Raw genomic sequence first — 16,685 nt, 5'->3', positions numbered from 1 at the left:
TTTTACATCATATTTTTATGAAGCCCCTGCTTCTTCATATTCAAAATCTTCCGTCTCACCTAAACGGTGATATTCAGCTAGAACAGCGTCTTGAATTTTACCGCGAGTATTTGAATTAATAGGATGTGCAATGTCTCGAAACTCTCCATCCGGTGTACGTTTACTAGGCATTGCTACAAAAAGGCCGTTATTTCCGTCAATTACACGTATATCGTGGACGACAAATTCATTATCCAATGTTATGGACGCAATCGCTCTCATCCGACCTTCTGTATTGACGCGGCGCAATCTTACATCTGTCACTTCCATCCTGTTCACCACCTTTTTCTTCGCAAAAACTTTAGTAACCATAATTCAACAATTCAACGGATTTTTAAATTTTCCTTCTTTTCACACAAAAAATTTTTGGGAAAAATAAAAAAATAAAAAAGGATCCGATTCGCAAAACGGATCCTGAACAATCAACCTTTTATTTAACTAAAGCAATCACTTCAATTTCAACGAGGACATCTTTCGGAAGTCTTGCAACTTCCACACATGACCGAGCAGGCTTATGCGTTTGAAAATATTCCCCATATACTTCATTAAAAGCAGCGAAATCGTTCATATCTTTTAAAAATGCGGTTACTTTGACAACAGTTTCCAACGAAGCGCCTGCTTCTTCCAATACACCCTTTAAATTCGCGAAAACTTGGTGAGTCTGTTCTTTAATATCTCCTTGTACCAAGTTTCCTTCAGGGGTTAAAGGAATTTGTCCAGAGCTATAAAACATGTTATTCACAATAATTCCTTGAGAGTATGGTCCGATTGCAGCCGGAGCCTTTTTTGTTGAAACGACTTTCATTTTGAAACACTCCCTTACGATTCATTATTTTTATGCTAGAGGAAATCGAAATAATTTCCTTTACTAACTTGTATGGATCGTTCCTTTTCATTCATATCGGAAAGTTTTAAAATGGAAATATATTCATTTACAAGCCGTTCATCCACGCTTTCTGATTCCACAAGAACCCCAATTCCTGAAACATTTGCGCCAAATTCAGACAGCATGCTGATCATGCCGTTGATCGTTCCTCCGGCCTTCATAAAGTCGTCAACAATTAACACATTCGATCCTTCTTTTAAGCTCCTCTTTGCAAGCGTCATAGTTTGGATTCTTTTCGAAGAGCCTGAAACATAATTAATGCTTACCATCGGCCCTTCTGTCACTTTATTGTCACGGCGAACGATGACAAAGGGAACATCCAAATAGCTGGCAACTGCATAAGCAATTGGGATCCCTTTCGTAGCTACAGTCATGACGACATCAATTGTACGATTCGCAAAAACCGAAGCAAATAAACGCCCGATTTGATTCATCATTTTTGGATTTCCCAGTAAATCTGTTAAATATAAATAACCTCCAGGCAAAAGCCGGCTGGGGTCTGAGACTTTCTCGCACAGTCTTTGAATAATTCCATTTGCTTCGTCCCTCGTCACCTTCGGAATAAATTTGACACCGCCAGCTGCGCCTGGGGTTGTGATTAAAGTTCCGATCCCTTGTTGCTCAAAGGTTTGCTTTATGATCACTAAATCCTCGCTAATGGAGGATTTAGCTGATTCGTACCGTTCAGAGAAAAAAGTTAATGGGATGAGCGCATGTGGATGATGAAGCAAATAGTGTGTCATATCGACAAGTCTCCCACTGCGTCTAAATTTCATAGACGAACCTCCAAATCCCGAATGTTTTTAAAGTAAATATAACTTAATATTCGCATTTAATCAAGGGCTATCCGATCCCCAAGCATTCTGACTGCATACACTTGATCGCAAAATCCCCTCAAGCCGTTATAAACACGATGAAGCCTCGACTCGTGTTGAACAAGTCCATATACTGTCGGTCCGCTTCCGCTCATTAAAACAGCATCAGCTCCAAAACGTTTCATTTGTTCTTTAATCAAAGCAACTTCCGGATACATCTTCATTGTGACCGACTCAAGGACATTTCCAAGCTTCGCACAGATTTCTTGATAATTTTGATCCTTTATCGCTTTGACCATTCCACTAACATCAGGATGCTCAATGTCATTTATCTTCAAATGTCGGTAAATTTCAGCAGTGGACACACCGATATCAGGCTTCGCCAATACGACCCAGCAATGCGGAGGAGGATCAATCAGCTCAATTTTTTCGCCTCTTCCGGTCGCCACAGCTGTGCCTCCGTAAACACAAAAAGAAACATCTGAACCAATTTCTGCTCCAAGTTTCGCAAGATCATCAAGGGAAAGATCCAAATTCCATAGTTTATTTAATCCCCTTAACGTTGCTGCTGCATCACTGCTCCCTCCTGCAAGGCCCGCAGCAACAGGGATGCACTTTGAAATCGTGATTGCCACACCCTTTTGAATCCCGAAACGGTCCTTTAAAAGCTGTGCCGCTTGGTAAGCTAAATTCCGATCATCATCTGGCACAAATCGATTATGCGATATGATACGTATTTTATTTTCATCAAGAAGCTTCAGCTCGATTCGATCAGCTAGATCTATGGTCGTCATGACCATATTCACTTCATGGTATCCGTCAGATCTTTTATGTAAAACATCTAAAGATAAATTAATTTTTGCCGGAGCTTTTTCCAATACTCGCAAATACTTTCACCTACTTTTTCGTTCTGACAAAATGTATTCACATTGTACCATAAATAGGGATATAATAGCATAATTCGACAAAATCCGTCCATTGAAAACACAAAAAAATGCCGGCCCAAACTATGAGCCGGCCACCCGAATGTCTGCTTTTAAAAAGTTTTGCCGTTTTGCTTAGCCAATTGCTCTTCTGCAATCTCGATCGCCCGTTTTACCATGTTTCCGGCATCACGAGCCCGAATGGCTCCCCATCCTTCATTTTTGACCGTTTCATAAAAGCCCAATTCCTTAGCCAATTCATACTTAAAGCTTTCTGACATAATGCCTCGGCGTCTAGCCATTCTTTGACTCCCCCTTAAATAAAAACAGACATTCCTGCGGATTTTATCCGCTTACTGTTAGTTTTCAAGCGAAAAGCTTGATTTATGCTTTTAAAAAAATGCCAGAGAAAAAAATAAAAGCAGCAAACAAATTTCGTTTACTGCCCGCCCATTGCAACATTGTTGTTTTCATCTATAAAAGTAATTTGGACTGTTTCCGTTAACACATCTGCATAGCTGTATGAAACGCGTTCAAAAGCATTTTCTTCCTGGTCAAGTTCAATCACAAAAACCGATGGATACGTCTCGGCTAAAACGCCTGAACGTTCAATTGTTTTTCTACGTCCGCCATTCGCTTTTAATGTTAATCGACGGCCTAGATTAGAATCGAGAGCTTGTTTAATATCGGATAACGTTTTTGCCATTGGAACCACCTCACAAAGTTCATTATACACAGAATCGACTAATAAGTCAAATAAATTTTTTATTATAACAGCCTTTAAACATCTGTGTCAACGTTTTCTTTTCAACAAATTTCTCTAATACTTGTCATAGTTTTCCCGTTTTTGCAAAAATTATATGGATTTATCCAAAAAAAAAAGCAGTCCAAACGTTTATTCGTTTTGACCTGCTTCCTCAATATATCGGTTAAATGGTAAACCTGACCGCATGACGCCCTTTGTTTCAATGCCTCCTAATCCTTTTTCCCGCGACAAGGTGTTTCGAAGTACATCCCAAACATTAATTCGTTCAACAAAAGGAGTAAAGCTGATTTTAGAAACAATATACACAGGATCTAAAGCATGAATGTTCACTCTTGACGGTGAACTTGCAAAATTAGCCCCAGCTCTTATTAATGACTCAAAATGAGATTGGCATGCACCGGCAAAAATAATCAGCTGATCAAGCCCGGGAATTTTTTTCCGTGCCTTCCTGACCGTTTTAATAAAATCCTTCGAGTGTCGGTAAGCATTCAAATCCAATATTGTCCCTTTATGCTTCGAATAAGAATCATGTCCAGTAATGACAAGTATATCCGGCCGATATTTTTCTAAAAGCTCATCAATATGATCAGCCATTTCGTTTTCTTTTAAATGTATGCCGTGAACAGGAACACCAATTTTTTCGTATAAATTTAAACATTTTTCCAAATAATTGGGGTCGCCATCTACATGTAATACTCTGCCTGGAATATGAAAACATTCATTTTGATATTCAAATTCGGACGAAGCGTAAAATTCTTGTTTTTCACGAGATAGATCATAATCTTGCTTCAGGAGATAAAGCGTATTTTCTATTTTTTCCCTTTCTTGTTTTTCACGTATTTTTTGTTCTTCTTTATTCATGATGACTAAGTCGTCATACGGGGCATCAGCAATTAAACGGACGTCCTGTCCTGAAATAAGGGCAATCAGACGGCCAGTATGATCCTTTTTTATTTCTAAGATCCGAAAAAGCAAATCGCACTGATAAGACTTTCTGGCCACTATCATCCCCGGCTTTATTAGCATAATGTTCACTCCGAACGGGAATAGTTTTCTTTTCTTCTTTAACGTATGTCTTGCTTTTCAAAATGGTGATTTACCCTATTTAAATATTTCGTAAAGTCTGTCGCTCAATAAAGCAAATTCTTCAATGGTCAATGATTCCCCCCTGCGCTTTCCATCGATTCCTGCTGATGTCAAACATTCTTCAATTATGTTTTTATTCGCCTTCCCATTGGGTAAGTTGTTGAGTAAATTGTTCAATAACGTTTTTCTTCTTTGAGCAAAACTTGCTTTTACTACTTGAAAGAAAAATGCTTCATTTTTGACATGAATAAGCGGTTCTGGACGCAAATCGAGGCGAATGACAGACGAATCCACGTTTGGCTGAGGGATGAATACTGTCTTCGGCACCGACATAACCGTTTTCGCTTCAGTGTAATATTGGACGGCAATGGATAATGAGCCGTAATCTTTTGTTGACGGTTTGGCTGTCATTCGTTCTGCCACCTCTTTTTGAAGCATGACGACGATCGATTTTAGTGGCAAACGGTTTTCCAAAAGCTTCATAATGATCGGCGTGGTGATATAGTATGGCAAATTGGCGACTACCATGACTTCACGGCAATTGTTCAATTTTTTTTCAATGATTTCGTGGAGATTTGTCTTTAATACATCTTGATAAATGATTTCGATATTTGAATATGGAGCTAAATTTTCTTCAAGAATCGGAAGCAGTCTGCCATCGACTTCAAAGGCAACAACTTTCTTAGCATTTTTTGCTAATTGTTCTGTTAATGCGCCGATCCCTGGGCCTATTTCGATGACTCCTGTTTCTTCTGTTACACCTGCACGCTCAATCATTCGATGCAATATGTTCGGTTCCACAATAAAGTTTTGCCCTAGGCTTTTTTTAAAAGAAAAGCTGTATTTTTCAAGAATTTGTTTCGTTCGGCTTAACGTTGCTATTTCTTTTTCCATCTGCCTCTTCCTCCTTTAAGATCGCCTCAATTGCCTCCAAAAACGCTTCTTTCGTAATATGAAACATTGCCAAGCGTTTCATTAGCTGTTTTCCGTTAGCATAGCCGATTTTTAGCCGCTCTCCAAGCTTTTCCCTCCGCTTTTTTGCCGTTGGACCGCCAATTAAACCATAAAAAATCAAATCTAACATGGAAATGCTGCTTTTCCATTCGTTCATTTCCTCTCTCACCGAACGCAGCGCTTTCCGAATAGATTCTGCGCTGGCATGTTCAACGCCAATTCCTCTCCCGTTTTTTGCTCTGGCTTCATTGCGTGGCAAAAAGGCATGTTTGCATCCAGGAACATGTTCAGCTATTGTTTTGCGAATTTTTTCTCCCGGAGCGTCAGGATCCGTAAAAATAATAACTCCCCGCGTGTTTTGGGCAAGGCGTATTTGTTCAATAATCGATTGATTAATGGCAGAGCCGTTCGTTTCAATCGTATCGGCGTCCACTGCTCTTTTTATTGCCAGCGTATCATCTTTACCTTCAACGATAATAATTTCTTTTATTTTTTTTTCATTTTTTCCTCCAAAACTTGAAACCTTTTTGTAATATTTGTCGTCAAATTGTATAAAAGGCTACTGATTTTCAATTATAACGTAAAAAAACAGAGGGTCGAAACCCTCTGTCAAAACAGCACTCGATAAAGTTAACGTAAAACCCTTATTTTGACCTTTTTTCGACCCCATTGATATGCTTGAGACTTATTTGGGAAAAATACGTCAATTTTATTTCCGGAAATTGCTGAACCAGTATCGGCGGCAACTGCATATCCGTATCCTTCAACATACACCTTTGATCCGAGCGGAATGACAGACGGATCAACTGCGATTACCTTTGCATTTGGATTTGAGCGCAAATTGTACCCCGTTGCTGTTGTGCCTGAACAGCCATTGCAGGATGCTGTATATGCAGTAGCCGTCACATAAAATTCTTTAGACTTGCTGCCAGTTCCTCTTGAAGCTAGTGCAGGCTGCGAAGAAGCTTTTGTCCCGACAACAACAATTTTATCTTTGCTTTCCTTCGTTGTTACAGTTTTTATAAGCTTACGGGAAATTTCTTTTCCATTTTCCAAAATGACTTCAAACTGTTTTTGGCGTGTTCCTTTTTCGCCTTCTTGAATCACTTTTTTCGTTCCTTCAGCTAAATTTTTATCTGTACGTTGAACGATTTTAAATACAATTGGTTCTTCCACTACATCGGTGACTTTTTCTACTCTGGTAATTTCTACATTTGTGTTTTTATTTAACACTGTTGTTAGCCCAGGCTTTACTTTATCCATTGGATTCAATTTTACGTTATGTTCCTTTAAAAAGTCAGCGACAGTAGTCGAAGTAGACCAAATCTGTTGGTTTTTCCCACCAATATTTAAAGTGATAAGATGCGCTTTATTCACCTTTAGTTCCATGTTTTTTTCAATTTTTGCATCTAATGCTGGTAGAACTTCATCTTTTTCGGTAATGGAAATTTTTTGCTGCCTTAAAACATCTTCTACCGTATCAGCAGTTGTGAAAATCTTCCTTCGCTCATTGTCTACAATCAGCTGGACAGGTTTGGCATATTTTATCACTATATTCATGTTGTCTTGAATGTCCCGATGTTTCGCATGAGAAATATAATCATTAGCTTGTAATTTTATATCTAATTCTTTCAAAAGATCACTGACTTGGTCTGCATGGGTCCTTACTTCCTCTGTTTTCCCATCAATAGTGACTCTAACAGTATCTTTTGTTCCTTCATAGCCCCCATACGTTGCTCCTGTGCCAATTAAACATACACCGACTGCAGAAAGGACATACTTTTTTCTCTTGGAAAGGTTGGATACCATATTTTTCATGTTTTCAATCACGAAAACGCCTCCTTCTCCTCCGTGAGATTATATAGAGTATTTTTAAACCTGTCAACCCTCCTGCACTTTTCTCGTTTTTTGTAACTATTATCTTGAAGTTTGAACAAAAAGTGAAGAAAGACTTCTCGACACGTTTATCCTATGAGGAAAAGAAGACGTGTAGAACTTTTTTGAATCATTCTTTTTTCAGACAAGCTTGTACAAGCTTCGACAGAAATCTTTATCATGAAATGCCGAATAATTTTTTTCCATTTCTGGTTGTAATTTTTGCTATTTCTTCAAAGGTGAGTCCTTTCAGCTCTGCAATTTTTTCTGCGATATATTTGACATAGCTTGGTTCATTCCGTTTGCCACGGAATGGATGAGGGGTTAAATAAGGACAATCGGTTTCAATTAATAATCGGTCCAATGGAATTTCCGCAGCTACTTCTTTTGGTTTTTTTGCATTTTTAAATGTAACAGGACCGCCGAACGAAATATAGAAATTCATGTCCATACATTGCTTGGCAACCTCTAAGCTTCCGGAAAAGCAATGCATGACTCCGCCTACTTCCTTCGCATTTTCCTCTTTTAATATTTGAACAATGTCTGCAGTTGCTTCTCTGTTATGAATAATGATCGGCAGCTGTACTTCCTTTGCTAATGCAATTTGCTTGCGAAACACTTCTTTTTGCACATCCTTAGGTGATTTATCCCAATGATAATCCAGGCCCATTTCACCTAGTGCGACAACTTTCGGATGGCTGGAAAGCTCTCTTAACCAATCTAAATCGTGATCCGTCATATCAATGGCATCAACCGGATGCCAGCCGACAGCTGCATATATAAAGTCATACCTTTCAGAAAGCTCTATAGCCTTTGGAATTGTTTCGCGGTCAAAGCCGACAACAACGATAGTTTCCACTTTTTCTTGAAGTGCCCGGTCAATTACTTCGTTTAAATCCTCCTCAAATTGCACCGCATTTAAATGTGCATGAGTATCAAACAGCATATTTTGACATCCTTTCCAATCATTTTTTCCCTTTTTCGATAAAAGGGAAAGAGGTGTTCCACGTGAAACACCCCAAAAAAACAATCTTCGACAAATTTATTTGATTTTCGTTCCATTCGGTAAATCTGAATCGACGGTAGCAAGCGACAAGGTTCCGTTTTCTTCCCCTGCCAAAATCATTCCTTGCGACAATTCTCCACGCAATTTTACCGGTTTTAAATTTATTGCACAAATAACTTTTTTGCCGATTAATTGTTCAGGCTGATAATATTTAGCAATTCCAGAAACAACTTGGCGTTTTTCAGATCCTAAATCCAACTGAAGTTTTAACAGCTTGTCTGCTTTTTCTACTCTCTCCGCTTGAATAACCTCCGCCACGCGTAAATCCACTTTCATAAAATCATCAATTGTAATTTCATTCTCATCATCTGCTGTTTCTTTTTTAGCCTCAGGTGCCGATCCTTTCATCTGCTCTTTTATATAGTTCACTTCCTGTTCGATATCTAAACGCGGAAACAGCGGCTCTCCTTTTTGTACCCGAACCTCTTCCAGCTGTCCAAACTTATGAATGGATTCCCAATTTTTCAAATGATCGTCCTCTACACCTATTTGCGCAAAAATTTTATCCGGTGTTTTTGTTAAAAATGGTTTTAATAAAACGGCTATATGTCGAAGCGACTCAGCCAAATGATACATGACGGATGCAAGCTGATTTCTTTTTGACTCGTCTTTTGCCAGTACCCAAGGCTCCGTCTCATCAATGTATTTATTTGTCCGGCCAATAAATTGCCATAGGGCTGTCAGCGCAACGGAAAACTCCATTTTATCCATGGCTTCTTCGTACTTTTTAACTGTTTCGGTTCTGAATGAGCGAAGAGCCTCATCGTAAGGGGTTTCATCCGCTTGTTCTTTTTTTACAATGCCGTCAAAATATTTATCGATCATGGCCACCGTTCGGTTTAGTAAGTTTCCTAAGTCATTAGCTAAATCATAGTTAATGCGCTCCACAAAGCCTTCAGGAGTAAATACTCCGTCCGCTCCAAACGGAACTTCACGCAGCAAATAATAGCGCAAAGCATCAAGCCCATAACGGTCAATCAATGTAACTGGATCCACAACATTTCCTTTTGATTTAGACATTTTTCCGTCCTTCATTAACAGCCATCCATGTCCAAACACTTTTTTAGGAAGAGGCAGATCAAGCGCCATGAGCATAATCGGCCAGTATATCGTGTGAAAGCGGACAATCTCTTTCCCTACTAAATGAACATCTGCAGGCCAATATTTTTTAAATTTTTCTTCATTCTCGGTTCCGTAGCCGAGCGCCGTAATATAGTTTGTCAATGCGTCAATCCAAACATAAATAACATGTTTTGGATTACCAGGAACTTTAATGCCCCAGTCAAAAGTCGTCCGGGATACCGCCAAATCTTCCAGCCCAGGCTTTATAAAGTTATTGATCATTTCGTTTTTTCTTGATTCCGGCTGAATAAACTCTGGATTTTCTTCATAAAATTGCAGAAGCCTGTCGACATATTTGCTCATTTTAAAGAAATAAGACTCTTCTTTTACCTTCTCAACAGGGCGGCCGCAATCAGGGCAATTTCCGTCCACTAGCTGTCTTTCTGTAAAAAATGATTCACAAGGCGTACAGTACCATCCTTCATACTCATCTAAATAAATATCTCCCTGCTTTACTAGACGGTCGAAAATTTTTTCTACTACCTTCTTATGTCGCTCTTCAGTCGTTCTTATAAAATCATCATAGGAAATATCTAATTTTTTCCATAATTCTTTAATCCCTGAAACAATATCATCAACATACTTTTTAGGAGATACTCCTTTTTCCTCCGCTTTTCGCTGGATTTTTTGCCCATGCTCGTCAGTTCCCGTTAAATACATGACATCATAACCGCGAAGGCGTTTATATCTCGACATGGCATCGCCGGCTACCGTTGTATACGCATGACCGATATGTAATTTATCGCTCGGATAGTAAATGGGCGTCGTTAAATAAAATGTTTTTTTTCTGTTTTCCACAATATTAATCCTCCTTTGCCACTACATTACAGAAAAGCTCTCGTCAGTTGGACGAGAGCGACAAAACCAAGCATTGATTACATATTCTATGATACCATCATAGCCTGTTTTATCAAGAAAATATACATAATCTTTCATCATCTTATAAGATTTACACAGTTATTTAAATTGAACAGTATTTCGAATCAAAAGGATTGACGTTTATTGGAAAAACTGTTATTCTATTAATTGACAATCGCAAATGTCGAATAATGGCGAAAAAGGGAGTATATAGGCGATAAATCTTTATTTTACAAATGGGAGGAGACAAATTTTATGAAATCTACTGGAATTGTTCGTAAAGTTGATGAGTTGGGACGCGTAGTTATTCCGATTGAATTGCGCAGAACATTAGGAATTGCTGAAAAAGATGCTTTAGAAATTTATGTGGATGACGACCGCATCATTTTGAAAAAATATAAACCTAGCATGACTTGTCAAGTAACTGGAGAAGTTTCTGATGATAACTTCCAGCTTGCAGGCGGAAAAATTGTTCTTAGCCGCGAAGGTGCAGAGCAAATTTTAAAAGAAATCCAAACCATTTTGGAATCTTCTAAATAAAAAGTTAAAAGTCCCTACTATTCAGGGACTTTTATTTCAAATGATACTCCTGATACACTTCCCGTTTTGGCAAATTTCGATCCAATGCGGCCAATTTGATCGCTTCTTTTGATGGATAGCCTTTTTCTATATAATGTTCAACATGTTCTTTAATCGTCCATTTACTCCACCATGTTTCTTTGTTATCATCGGGAGTATTTTCTTGACTGCCTTCAATGATTAAACAAAACTCCCCTTTGATTTCATGATTTTCCGCCCAATCTAATAGTTCATCAACTGTCCCCCTCACAAACTCCTCATACATTTTTGTTAACTCTCGAGCAACAGCTATTTTCCTATTGCCAAAAAATTCATGAATATCCTTTAACGTTTCAACGAGTCGATGAGGAGATTCATAAAGGATAATGGTTTCTTTCTTATTTTTTAATTGCTCCAATTGTTTTTTCTTTTCTTTTTTCTTGTGATGTAAAAATCCAAAAAAATAAAAAGGCTGAGGCGCAATTCCTGAAGCGATCAATGCCGTTAATGCAGCATTAGCCCCCGGAAGCGGTATAACCGGATAATGATGGTCTAAAACTAGCTGAACAAGCTCACTTCCTGGATCAGAAATGGTTGGCATGCCGGCATCGCTGACAAGTGCAACTTTTTTCCCCTCTTCAATCATTTTCATGATCTGTCTTCCACTCGAATTTTTATTATGTTCATGATAGCTGATGATGTTTGTATCAATATGATAATAATGACATAATTTTTTCGTTTGTCTCGTGTCCTCCGCTGCAATAACGTCACACTCTTTTAACACACGGATTGAACGGAACGTCATATCTTCTAAATTTCCGATCGGCGTCGGCACTAAATATAGTGCGCCCTTCTCTACATCTTCCGCATAGCTTTTTTGCTGCCACATCCCTATTCACCACCATAATTTATACATTCCGCTTTAGTCACATTTTATTTACCCGTACAATATTTTTTGAACTTCATCCGTATAATTGTTTTGATCATCGTAAACGATCAATGGGGGTAGAATTTTTAAATCAGGATTCCCATCTTTTATTCCTTCTACTAATAAAGTATTTGCTTCCTTTCCAAGCTTTGGATATACAAAGCGAATTCTTTTCGGTTCCACTCGATATTTTTTCATGAGTTCGATCATTTCTAAAAATCGTCCTGGACGATGGACAAAGGCAACTTTTCCCCCCGGCCTTACCAATTGGCTGCTTACACGTATAGCATCTTCAAGAGTGCATAATATTTCATGCCTTGCAATCGCAAAATATTCGTTTTTATTTAACTCTTCTTGTCCCGGCGTTTTGAAATAAGGGGGATTGCATGTTACAACATCGAACTTCCCATACCCAAGCTGTTTCGGCATGTCCAAAATGTCGCCGTGAATGATCTTTATTTGATGTTCAAGGTGATTATATTGGACAGATCTGACAGCCATATCAAACAGCCGCTTTTGTATTTCCACTCCTGTGATCGTTCCTTTTGTTCTTGTGCTTAATAAAAGTGGAATCACCCCGTTTCCTGTACAAAGGTCAATCAAATTCCCTTTTTGGATCGGGACATACACAAATTTTGCGAGAAGAACTGCATCGAGAGAAAATGCAAAAACTGAAGGACTTTGAATGATGCGCAAATCTTCCGCTAACAAATAATCCAGCCTTTCATCATCGTGCAAATATACCATGTAAATTTCCCTTTCTTGAGATTACTTACTCGTCCTAGTCATAAGAAAAGCCTCCTGAAAAGGAAGCTGCACTTACTTTTTATTTAAAAATGAGAGGCAGAACAGGCAATCTCCATCTTTCCTTACACTGCCATAATGCAGATTACAAATATGAAATCCTTCCTGATAAAGTCTTGCCAGGTTATCATACCCTTCGCCAATATCTATATGTCCAAGCTTTTTTTCCTTCTTCTTAGCGCTTTTCAATTCTTCTTGTTTCAAATTCATTTGATCAAAAGAAGACATTCGTTTGCGCAAGTGGTCGTTTTCCAATTTTAAATGTTGGTTTTCTTCAATTAATTCTCCTATATGCTGCTTTAATTCTCCTAATTGGCGGTACAAATAACCAATTTGTTCCTCCAGCAATGTCACAGCATCAAAAATTTCTTTTTTGTTCACTGGTTTTCCACCTCTAATCTGTGAACTCCATAGAAACAGCATCGTCTTGTATTAATTCTTCCCATGTGTATTCAACGACGCGATCGCGATTGATCAGTTCGACTTGCAGCACACGTTCTAAAATATTTAGTCCGACAACCTTTCCTGTTCCATTCGGAGTTTCTATAGTATCTCCAATATCCGGAAGTTGCTCTTTTGCTGTTTCATATTCATCATTCTCATATTTTAAACAGCACATTAATCTTCCGCATAACCCCGAAATCTTTGTAGGATTCAAAGACAAATTTTGATCTTTCGCCATCTTAATCGAAACAGGCTCAAAATCCCCTAAAAATGTGGAGCAGCATAGCATTCTTCCACAGGGGCCGATTCCGCCAAGCATTTTCGCTTCGTCTCGCACCCCGATTTGTCGAAGTTCAATTCTCGTTTTAAAAATAGAGGCCAAATCTTTTACAAGCTCGCGAAAATCAATACGCCCGTCAGCAGTAAAGTAAAAAATGACTTTGTTGCGGTCAAATGTATACTCTACATCGACAAGCTTCATCTCTAAACCGTGTTCTTCTACTTTTTTTAAACAAATATCCATCGCTTCTTTTGCTGCCCTGTTGTTTTCTTGGACAATCATCCGATCCTTTTCATCAGCTTTCCGAATGACTTTCTTTAATGGAAGCACAATATCATGCTCTTCCACTTGTTTTTTGCTGACTACTACTTTTCCATATTCAATCCCTCTGATTGTTTCAACAATGACATAATCATCAAGCTGTATATCAAAACCATTTGGATCAAAATAATAAATTTTTCCCGCCTTTTTAAAGCGAACTCCTACAACATCATACAAGCTTATCCCTCCTGCAATGTTAAAACCAAATCTTCCATAAGAAGCTGCGGATTAACATTGAAATTTAACCGTTTTTTTGCATTCAAAATGGAGACGATTTGGTGTAAAACAGTTCGTTGGCCAAGCTTTAGCCCTTGCTGTTTTAACATTGGCAATATATCTAAATAAACAACGTCATCTTCATTTCCGATTTGAATTGATAATAAATCTTTATATAAAAATAGGAGAAAATCCAGTCCCATTTCCATTTGCTCTTTATCTGCAAAAAAAGGCACCCAATGATTATGAATAAAAAGCAATGCATGGTCGGGACGGGAGTCCAATACTTCATATAATTTTATCACTTTGGTTCTTGCTTCCGCAAACCAATCGTCACGGCTAAGTGAAAATGCTTCTTCAATATTATTGGTAACTTGACTGACGAGGGCAGCTATATGACTTGGAGTTCCTTTTTTCTCAAGTTCCTGCTGAATCATTTTTGGGGGAATGGGTTGGAAGGTTAATATTTGGCATCTAGAAAGAATTGTCGGCAACACTCGATGAACTTGATTTGTTATTAATATTGCCATTGTTCCTTCCGTCGGTTCCTCCAAAAATTTCAATAAACTGTTGGCCGCATTGACAGTCATCTGGTCGCATCCAGATATGATATAAAGCTTCCGGTTCGATTCAACGCCCGTTTTTGCAAATTCCTTCTGCAATGCTTCTATTTGTTCTTTTTTGATTGATAAGCCATCAGGCTCTATAAAGTGAAGATCAGGATGATTTCCGCTCTCAACTCTCTTGCAGTTTGAACATTGTCCGCACGGTTTATAATTTTTCTCCAAATGCTCGCAAAAATAACTTTTTGCAGTTAAAAAAGCAGCATCCTTTTTTCCTGTGCCCTTTTTCCCTTGAAATAAATAGGCGTGGGCCAATCTATTTTTCTTAAAAGAATTTTGTATTATTTTCAATACTTTTGGCTGAAGTTTTTCGAGTTCTTCCCATGTTTTCATTTATTGTACCACTCACTTACGTATATAAATTCACGATCAGCCCTTTTATTTCCCCTATTTTCCCTAAAATGTTTACGGCATCTTTTTCTTTATTTAAAATTTCTTCGGTCAATTCCACCAGCTTTTGGTCAATTTGGGAAACGATTTTTAAATTCCGTCTGTTCCCATAAAAATCCCAGCTCTTTGATTCTTTGACACCCATTCCGAATTCAATCGTTTCACGAATAAGCCGCTTTACTAATCTTTTAAACTTAGACAAATCATGCATATTTCTCGATTTACTTAGACGTTCTCCGGCTTCCTCCAGTTCATTTAAAAGCTGTTTCCATTGTTCTTCATGGAGCTTGGATTCATGCTTTTCAACCATTTGAGAAAATATTTTAGATCTGTTTTGTGTTCCGTTCTGTTCAATTGTTTGTTTAGGCAGTATTGTTCTTAAATCTTCATTAACTTTCATTTGCTCTCACCTTTAAAATTGATGAAATTGTTCAACTGGAAGGACAAAAACAGTTGCACCGCCAACCTCAATTTCAAGCGGATAGGGAACGTAAGAGTCGGTATTCCCGCCTATCGGTGAAACTGGAGCAACAAGCTGTTGGCGAGATTGGCAGTTCGTTTTAATGATATCGAGCGCTTTTTGCACACGAATGTCTTCTGTTCCAATAATAAAAGTAGTGTTGCCGGACTTTAAAAATCCCCCGGTGCTTGCAAGCTTTGTCACACGAAAGTTATGTTCCGTCAGGGCTTTTAATAAGCGGTTGCTATCTTGATCCTGGACAACAGCCATAATCAATTTCATACGGAAAAGCCTCCTTATTAATAAAAACGGAAAAGCAGGACATCTTGCCAGGACATTTTGCAGCGAATATCAATTTTTCTTCATTATATCAAGCTTGAGAACGATATGACTACAATGTTTCCTTCCAAAATAAGTCCAATGCACTCTCCGCTTCAAAAAAAACTTTTTCTAAAGGCTGATCTGCATTGATCACTTTTATTCTATTCGGAAACATTTCAATGATTTTCTTGTATCCTTCATAAACCTTTTGATGGAAATCCAATTTTTCCAAGTCAAGTCGATTGATTTCTCGATTTTGATTGCTAGTTATTCTTGCTAATCCTTTTTCCGGCAAAATATCAAAAAACAGCGTAAGATTGGGCATCATGCCGGTTATTGCAAATTGATTTATTTCAAGCACCTCTTGAATCCCGAGACCTCTTGCATACCCTTGATAGGCTAAAGAACTGTCAACGAATCGATCGCAAAGTACAATTTTTCCTTTATGAAGAGCGGGAATTACTTTTTCGACTAAATGCTGTCTTCTCGCGGCAGCATAAAGAAGCGCCTCGGTCCTTGCATCCATCTCTGTATGTTCTTTATGAAGAATAATTTCCCGAATTTTCTCGCTGATGACAATACCGCCTGGCTCGCGCGTCACGACAACGTCTTTTCCTTCTTTTTCTAACTTTTTTTCAAGCTTTTTAATAATTGTCGTTTTCCCCGCTCCTTCAGGTCCTTCAAACGTAATAAAAATTCCTTTCATTAAGATCACCTTTTCCTGAAAATAGAAATAAGGCCTTCTGCTAATTTCTTTCCTCCTTGAAAATTAGCACGCAGCTCCATTAACCTTTTCAACGCTTCAATTTGATTTTTTGTAATTTTTTCTCCTCTCATCAAAAGCGGTATTCCCGGCGGATAAGGAATAATCATTTCAGCAGAGATCTCTCCTATCGCTTCTTCTAATGATACAAATGTTTTTGTACTGTTTTCCATTGCCTCGTAAGAAA

At 38.3% G+C, this 16,685-nt stretch carries 22 protein-coding genes (1 of these 22 running past the window's edge); 1 reads left to right on the top strand and 21 read right to left on the bottom strand.

Translation table 11 applies throughout. The annotated features are described in order from the left end of the window. Positions 1–15 precede the first annotated feature (15 nt). The 12 genes from spoVG to metG form a co-directional block, all read right to left on the bottom strand. On the bottom strand, positions 16–309 hold the full coding sequence (gene spoVG / locus NSU02_RS00270; RefSeq protein ID WP_063387582.1) for a septation regulator SpoVG: 294 nt from the start codon (positions 307–309) through the stop codon (positions 16–18). Between the two features lie 160 nt (positions 310–469). After that, a complete protein-coding gene (ridA, locus tag NSU02_RS00265; RefSeq protein WP_063387583.1) occupies positions 470–844 on the bottom strand; it encodes a 2-iminobutanoate/2-iminopropanoate deaminase in 375 nt (124 codons plus the stop codon). A 35-nt stretch (positions 845–879) separates the two neighbouring features. Further along, the gene (gene purR, locus NSU02_RS00260) at positions 880–1,701 is read right to left on the bottom strand and encodes a pur operon repressor (RefSeq protein WP_063387584.1); all 822 of its coding nucleotides are present in this window, start codon (positions 1,699–1,701) and stop codon (positions 880–882) included. 56 nt (positions 1,702–1,757) lie between these two features. Further along, the gene (ispE, locus tag NSU02_RS00255) at positions 1,758–2,627 is read right to left on the bottom strand and encodes a 4-(cytidine 5'-diphospho)-2-C-methyl-D-erythritol kinase (protein ID WP_063387585.1); all 870 of its coding nucleotides are present in this window, start codon (positions 2,625–2,627) and stop codon (positions 1,758–1,760) included. Between the two features lie 149 nt (positions 2,628–2,776). After that, the gene (locus NSU02_RS00250; RefSeq protein WP_063387586.1) at positions 2,777–2,965 is read right to left on the bottom strand and encodes a small, acid-soluble spore protein, alpha/beta type; all 189 of its coding nucleotides are present in this window, start codon (positions 2,963–2,965) and stop codon (positions 2,777–2,779) included. Between the two features lie 137 nt (positions 2,966–3,102). Further along, positions 3,103–3,369 (bottom strand): Veg family protein, encoded by a 267-nt coding sequence (locus NSU02_RS00245; protein ID WP_063387587.1) that lies wholly within the window; start codon positions 3,367–3,369, stop codon positions 3,103–3,105. 189 nt (positions 3,370–3,558) lie between these two features. Further along, positions 3,559–4,455: a sporulation peptidase YabG gene (yabG, locus tag NSU02_RS00240; protein WP_063387588.1), complete on the bottom strand. Its 897-nt coding sequence runs from the start codon at positions 4,453–4,455 to the stop codon at positions 3,559–3,561. Positions 4,456–4,530: 75 nt separating this feature from the next. Continuing rightward, on the bottom strand, positions 4,531–5,409 hold the full coding sequence (rsmA, locus tag NSU02_RS00235; protein ID WP_066247210.1) for a 16S rRNA (adenine(1518)-N(6)/adenine(1519)-N(6))-dimethyltransferase RsmA: 879 nt from the start codon (positions 5,407–5,409) through the stop codon (positions 4,531–4,533). Further along, positions 5,363–5,902 (bottom strand): ribonuclease M5, encoded by a 540-nt coding sequence (gene rnmV, locus NSU02_RS00230; RefSeq protein ID WP_339193742.1) that lies wholly within the window; start codon positions 5,900–5,902, stop codon positions 5,363–5,365. Before rnmV ends, rsmA begins: the two co-directional genes overlap by 47 nt. A gap of 197 nt (positions 5,903–6,099) precedes the next feature. Then, a complete protein-coding gene (locus NSU02_RS00225) occupies positions 6,100–7,299 on the bottom strand; it encodes a G5 and 3D domain-containing protein (protein WP_232515628.1) in 1,200 nt (399 codons plus the stop codon). 223 nt (positions 7,300–7,522) lie between these two features. After that, positions 7,523–8,290, bottom strand: a complete 768-nt coding sequence (locus NSU02_RS00220; RefSeq protein ID WP_063387590.1) for a TatD family hydrolase — start codon at positions 8,288–8,290, stop codon at positions 7,523–7,525. A 96-nt stretch (positions 8,291–8,386) separates the two neighbouring features. Next, complete coding sequence (gene metG, locus NSU02_RS00215; protein WP_063387591.1) at positions 8,387–10,330, bottom strand: methionine--tRNA ligase; 1,944 nt, start codon at positions 10,328–10,330, stop codon at positions 8,387–8,389. 315 nt (positions 10,331–10,645) lie between these two features. On the opposite strand from metG, the gene NSU02_RS00210 reads away from it, so the two are divergent. After that, positions 10,646–10,930, top strand: coding sequence for an AbrB/MazE/SpoVT family DNA-binding domain-containing protein (locus NSU02_RS00210; RefSeq protein WP_063387592.1), 285 nt, complete (start codon positions 10,646–10,648; stop codon positions 10,928–10,930). 31 nt (positions 10,931–10,961) lie between these two features. Here the strand turns inward: NSU02_RS00210 and rsmI are convergent, their stop codons facing one another. The 9 genes from rsmI to NSU02_RS00165 all read right to left on the bottom strand — a co-directional run. Further along, complete coding sequence (rsmI, locus tag NSU02_RS00205; RefSeq protein WP_066247202.1) at positions 10,962–11,837, bottom strand: 16S rRNA (cytidine(1402)-2'-O)-methyltransferase; 876 nt, start codon at positions 11,835–11,837, stop codon at positions 10,962–10,964. A gap of 48 nt (positions 11,838–11,885) precedes the next feature. Beyond that, positions 11,886–12,623, bottom strand: a complete 738-nt coding sequence (locus NSU02_RS00200; RefSeq protein ID WP_066247199.1) for a tRNA1(Val) (adenine(37)-N6)-methyltransferase — start codon at positions 12,621–12,623, stop codon at positions 11,886–11,888. Positions 12,624–12,695: 72 nt separating this feature from the next. Then, positions 12,696–13,061: a DNA replication initiation control protein YabA gene (gene yabA / locus NSU02_RS00195; protein ID WP_063387595.1), complete on the bottom strand. Its 366-nt coding sequence runs from the start codon at positions 13,059–13,061 to the stop codon at positions 12,696–12,698. A gap of 13 nt (positions 13,062–13,074) precedes the next feature. Beyond that, on the bottom strand, positions 13,075–13,902 hold the full coding sequence (locus tag NSU02_RS00190) for a stage 0 sporulation family protein (protein ID WP_063387596.1): 828 nt from the start codon (positions 13,900–13,902) through the stop codon (positions 13,075–13,077). 2 nt (positions 13,903–13,904) lie between these two features. Next, the gene (gene holB, locus NSU02_RS00185; protein WP_063387597.1) at positions 13,905–14,897 is read right to left on the bottom strand and encodes a DNA polymerase III subunit delta'; all 993 of its coding nucleotides are present in this window, start codon (positions 14,895–14,897) and stop codon (positions 13,905–13,907) included. A 16-nt stretch (positions 14,898–14,913) separates the two neighbouring features. After that, on the bottom strand, positions 14,914–15,354 hold the full coding sequence (locus NSU02_RS00180) for a YaaR family protein (RefSeq protein ID WP_063387598.1): 441 nt from the start codon (positions 15,352–15,354) through the stop codon (positions 14,914–14,916). Between the two features lie 12 nt (positions 15,355–15,366). Beyond that, the gene (locus NSU02_RS00175) at positions 15,367–15,696 is read right to left on the bottom strand and encodes a cyclic-di-AMP receptor (RefSeq protein WP_063387599.1); all 330 of its coding nucleotides are present in this window, start codon (positions 15,694–15,696) and stop codon (positions 15,367–15,369) included. 109 nt (positions 15,697–15,805) lie between these two features. After that, a complete protein-coding gene (gene tmk, locus NSU02_RS00170; protein ID WP_063387600.1) occupies positions 15,806–16,441 on the bottom strand; it encodes a dTMP kinase in 636 nt (211 codons plus the stop codon). Between the two features lie 5 nt (positions 16,442–16,446). Beyond that, a protein-coding gene (locus NSU02_RS00165) for an aminotransferase class I/II-fold pyridoxal phosphate-dependent enzyme (RefSeq protein WP_339193740.1) crosses the window boundary here: on the bottom strand, positions 16,447–16,685 show its end. The gene runs 1,201 nt beyond the window's last position; only the last 239 of its 1,440 coding nucleotides appear in the window; its start codon lies off the right edge, out of view — the gene reads right to left on this strand; its stop codon occupies positions 16,447–16,449.

The organism is Aeribacillus sp. FSL W8-0870 (assembly GCF_037963755.1).
In the GTDB taxonomy this organism is placed as follows: domain Bacteria; phylum Bacillota; class Bacilli; order Bacillales; family Aeribacillaceae; genus Aeribacillus; species Aeribacillus composti.
This window is presented reverse-complemented; position numbering and strand designations above follow the sequence as displayed.

Excerpts from the sequence above, each read along its gene's own strand:
- spoVG (WP_063387582.1), bottom strand. The coding sequence starts at position 309 with ATGGAAGTGACAGATGTAAGATTGCGCCGCGTCAATACAGAAGGTCGG.
- ridA (WP_063387583.1), bottom strand. The coding sequence starts at position 844 with ATGAAAGTCGTTTCAACAAAAAAGGCTCCGGCTGCAATCGGACCATAC.
- purR (WP_063387584.1), bottom strand. The coding sequence starts at position 1,701 with ATGAAATTTAGACGCAGTGGGAGACTTGTCGATATGACACACTATTTG.
- NSU02_RS00250 (WP_063387586.1), bottom strand. The coding sequence starts at position 2,965 with ATGGCTAGACGCCGAGGCATTATGTCAGAAAGCTTTAAGTATGAATTG.
- NSU02_RS00245 (WP_063387587.1), bottom strand. The coding sequence starts at position 3,369 with ATGGCAAAAACGTTATCCGATATTAAACAAGCTCTCGATTCTAATCTA.
- yabG (WP_063387588.1), bottom strand. The coding sequence starts at position 4,455 with ATGCTAATAAAGCCGGGGATGATAGTGGCCAGAAAGTCTTATCAGTGC.
- rsmA (WP_066247210.1), bottom strand. The coding sequence starts at position 5,409 with ATGGAAAAAGAAATAGCAACGTTAAGCCGAACGAAACAAATTCTTGAA.
- NSU02_RS00220 (WP_063387590.1), bottom strand. The coding sequence starts at position 8,290 with ATGCTGTTTGATACTCATGCACATTTAAATGCGGTGCAATTTGAGGAG.
- NSU02_RS00210 (WP_063387592.1), top strand. The coding sequence starts at position 10,646 with ATGAAATCTACTGGAATTGTTCGTAAAGTTGATGAGTTGGGACGCGTA.
- rsmI (WP_066247202.1), bottom strand. The coding sequence starts at position 11,837 with ATGTGGCAGCAAAAAAGCTATGCGGAAGATGTAGAGAAGGGCGCACTA.
- NSU02_RS00200 (WP_066247199.1), bottom strand. The coding sequence starts at position 12,623 with ATGGTATATTTGCACGATGATGAAAGGCTGGATTATTTGTTAGCGGAA.
- holB (WP_063387597.1), bottom strand. The coding sequence starts at position 14,897 with ATGAAAACATGGGAAGAACTCGAAAAACTTCAGCCAAAAGTATTGAAA.
- NSU02_RS00180 (WP_063387598.1), bottom strand. The coding sequence starts at position 15,354 with ATGAAAGTTAATGAAGATTTAAGAACAATACTGCCTAAACAAACAATT.
- NSU02_RS00175 (WP_063387599.1), bottom strand. The coding sequence starts at position 15,696 with ATGAAATTGATTATGGCTGTTGTCCAGGATCAAGATAGCAACCGCTTA.
- tmk (WP_063387600.1), bottom strand. The coding sequence starts at position 16,441 with ATGAAAGGAATTTTTATTACGTTTGAAGGACCTGAAGGAGCGGGGAAA.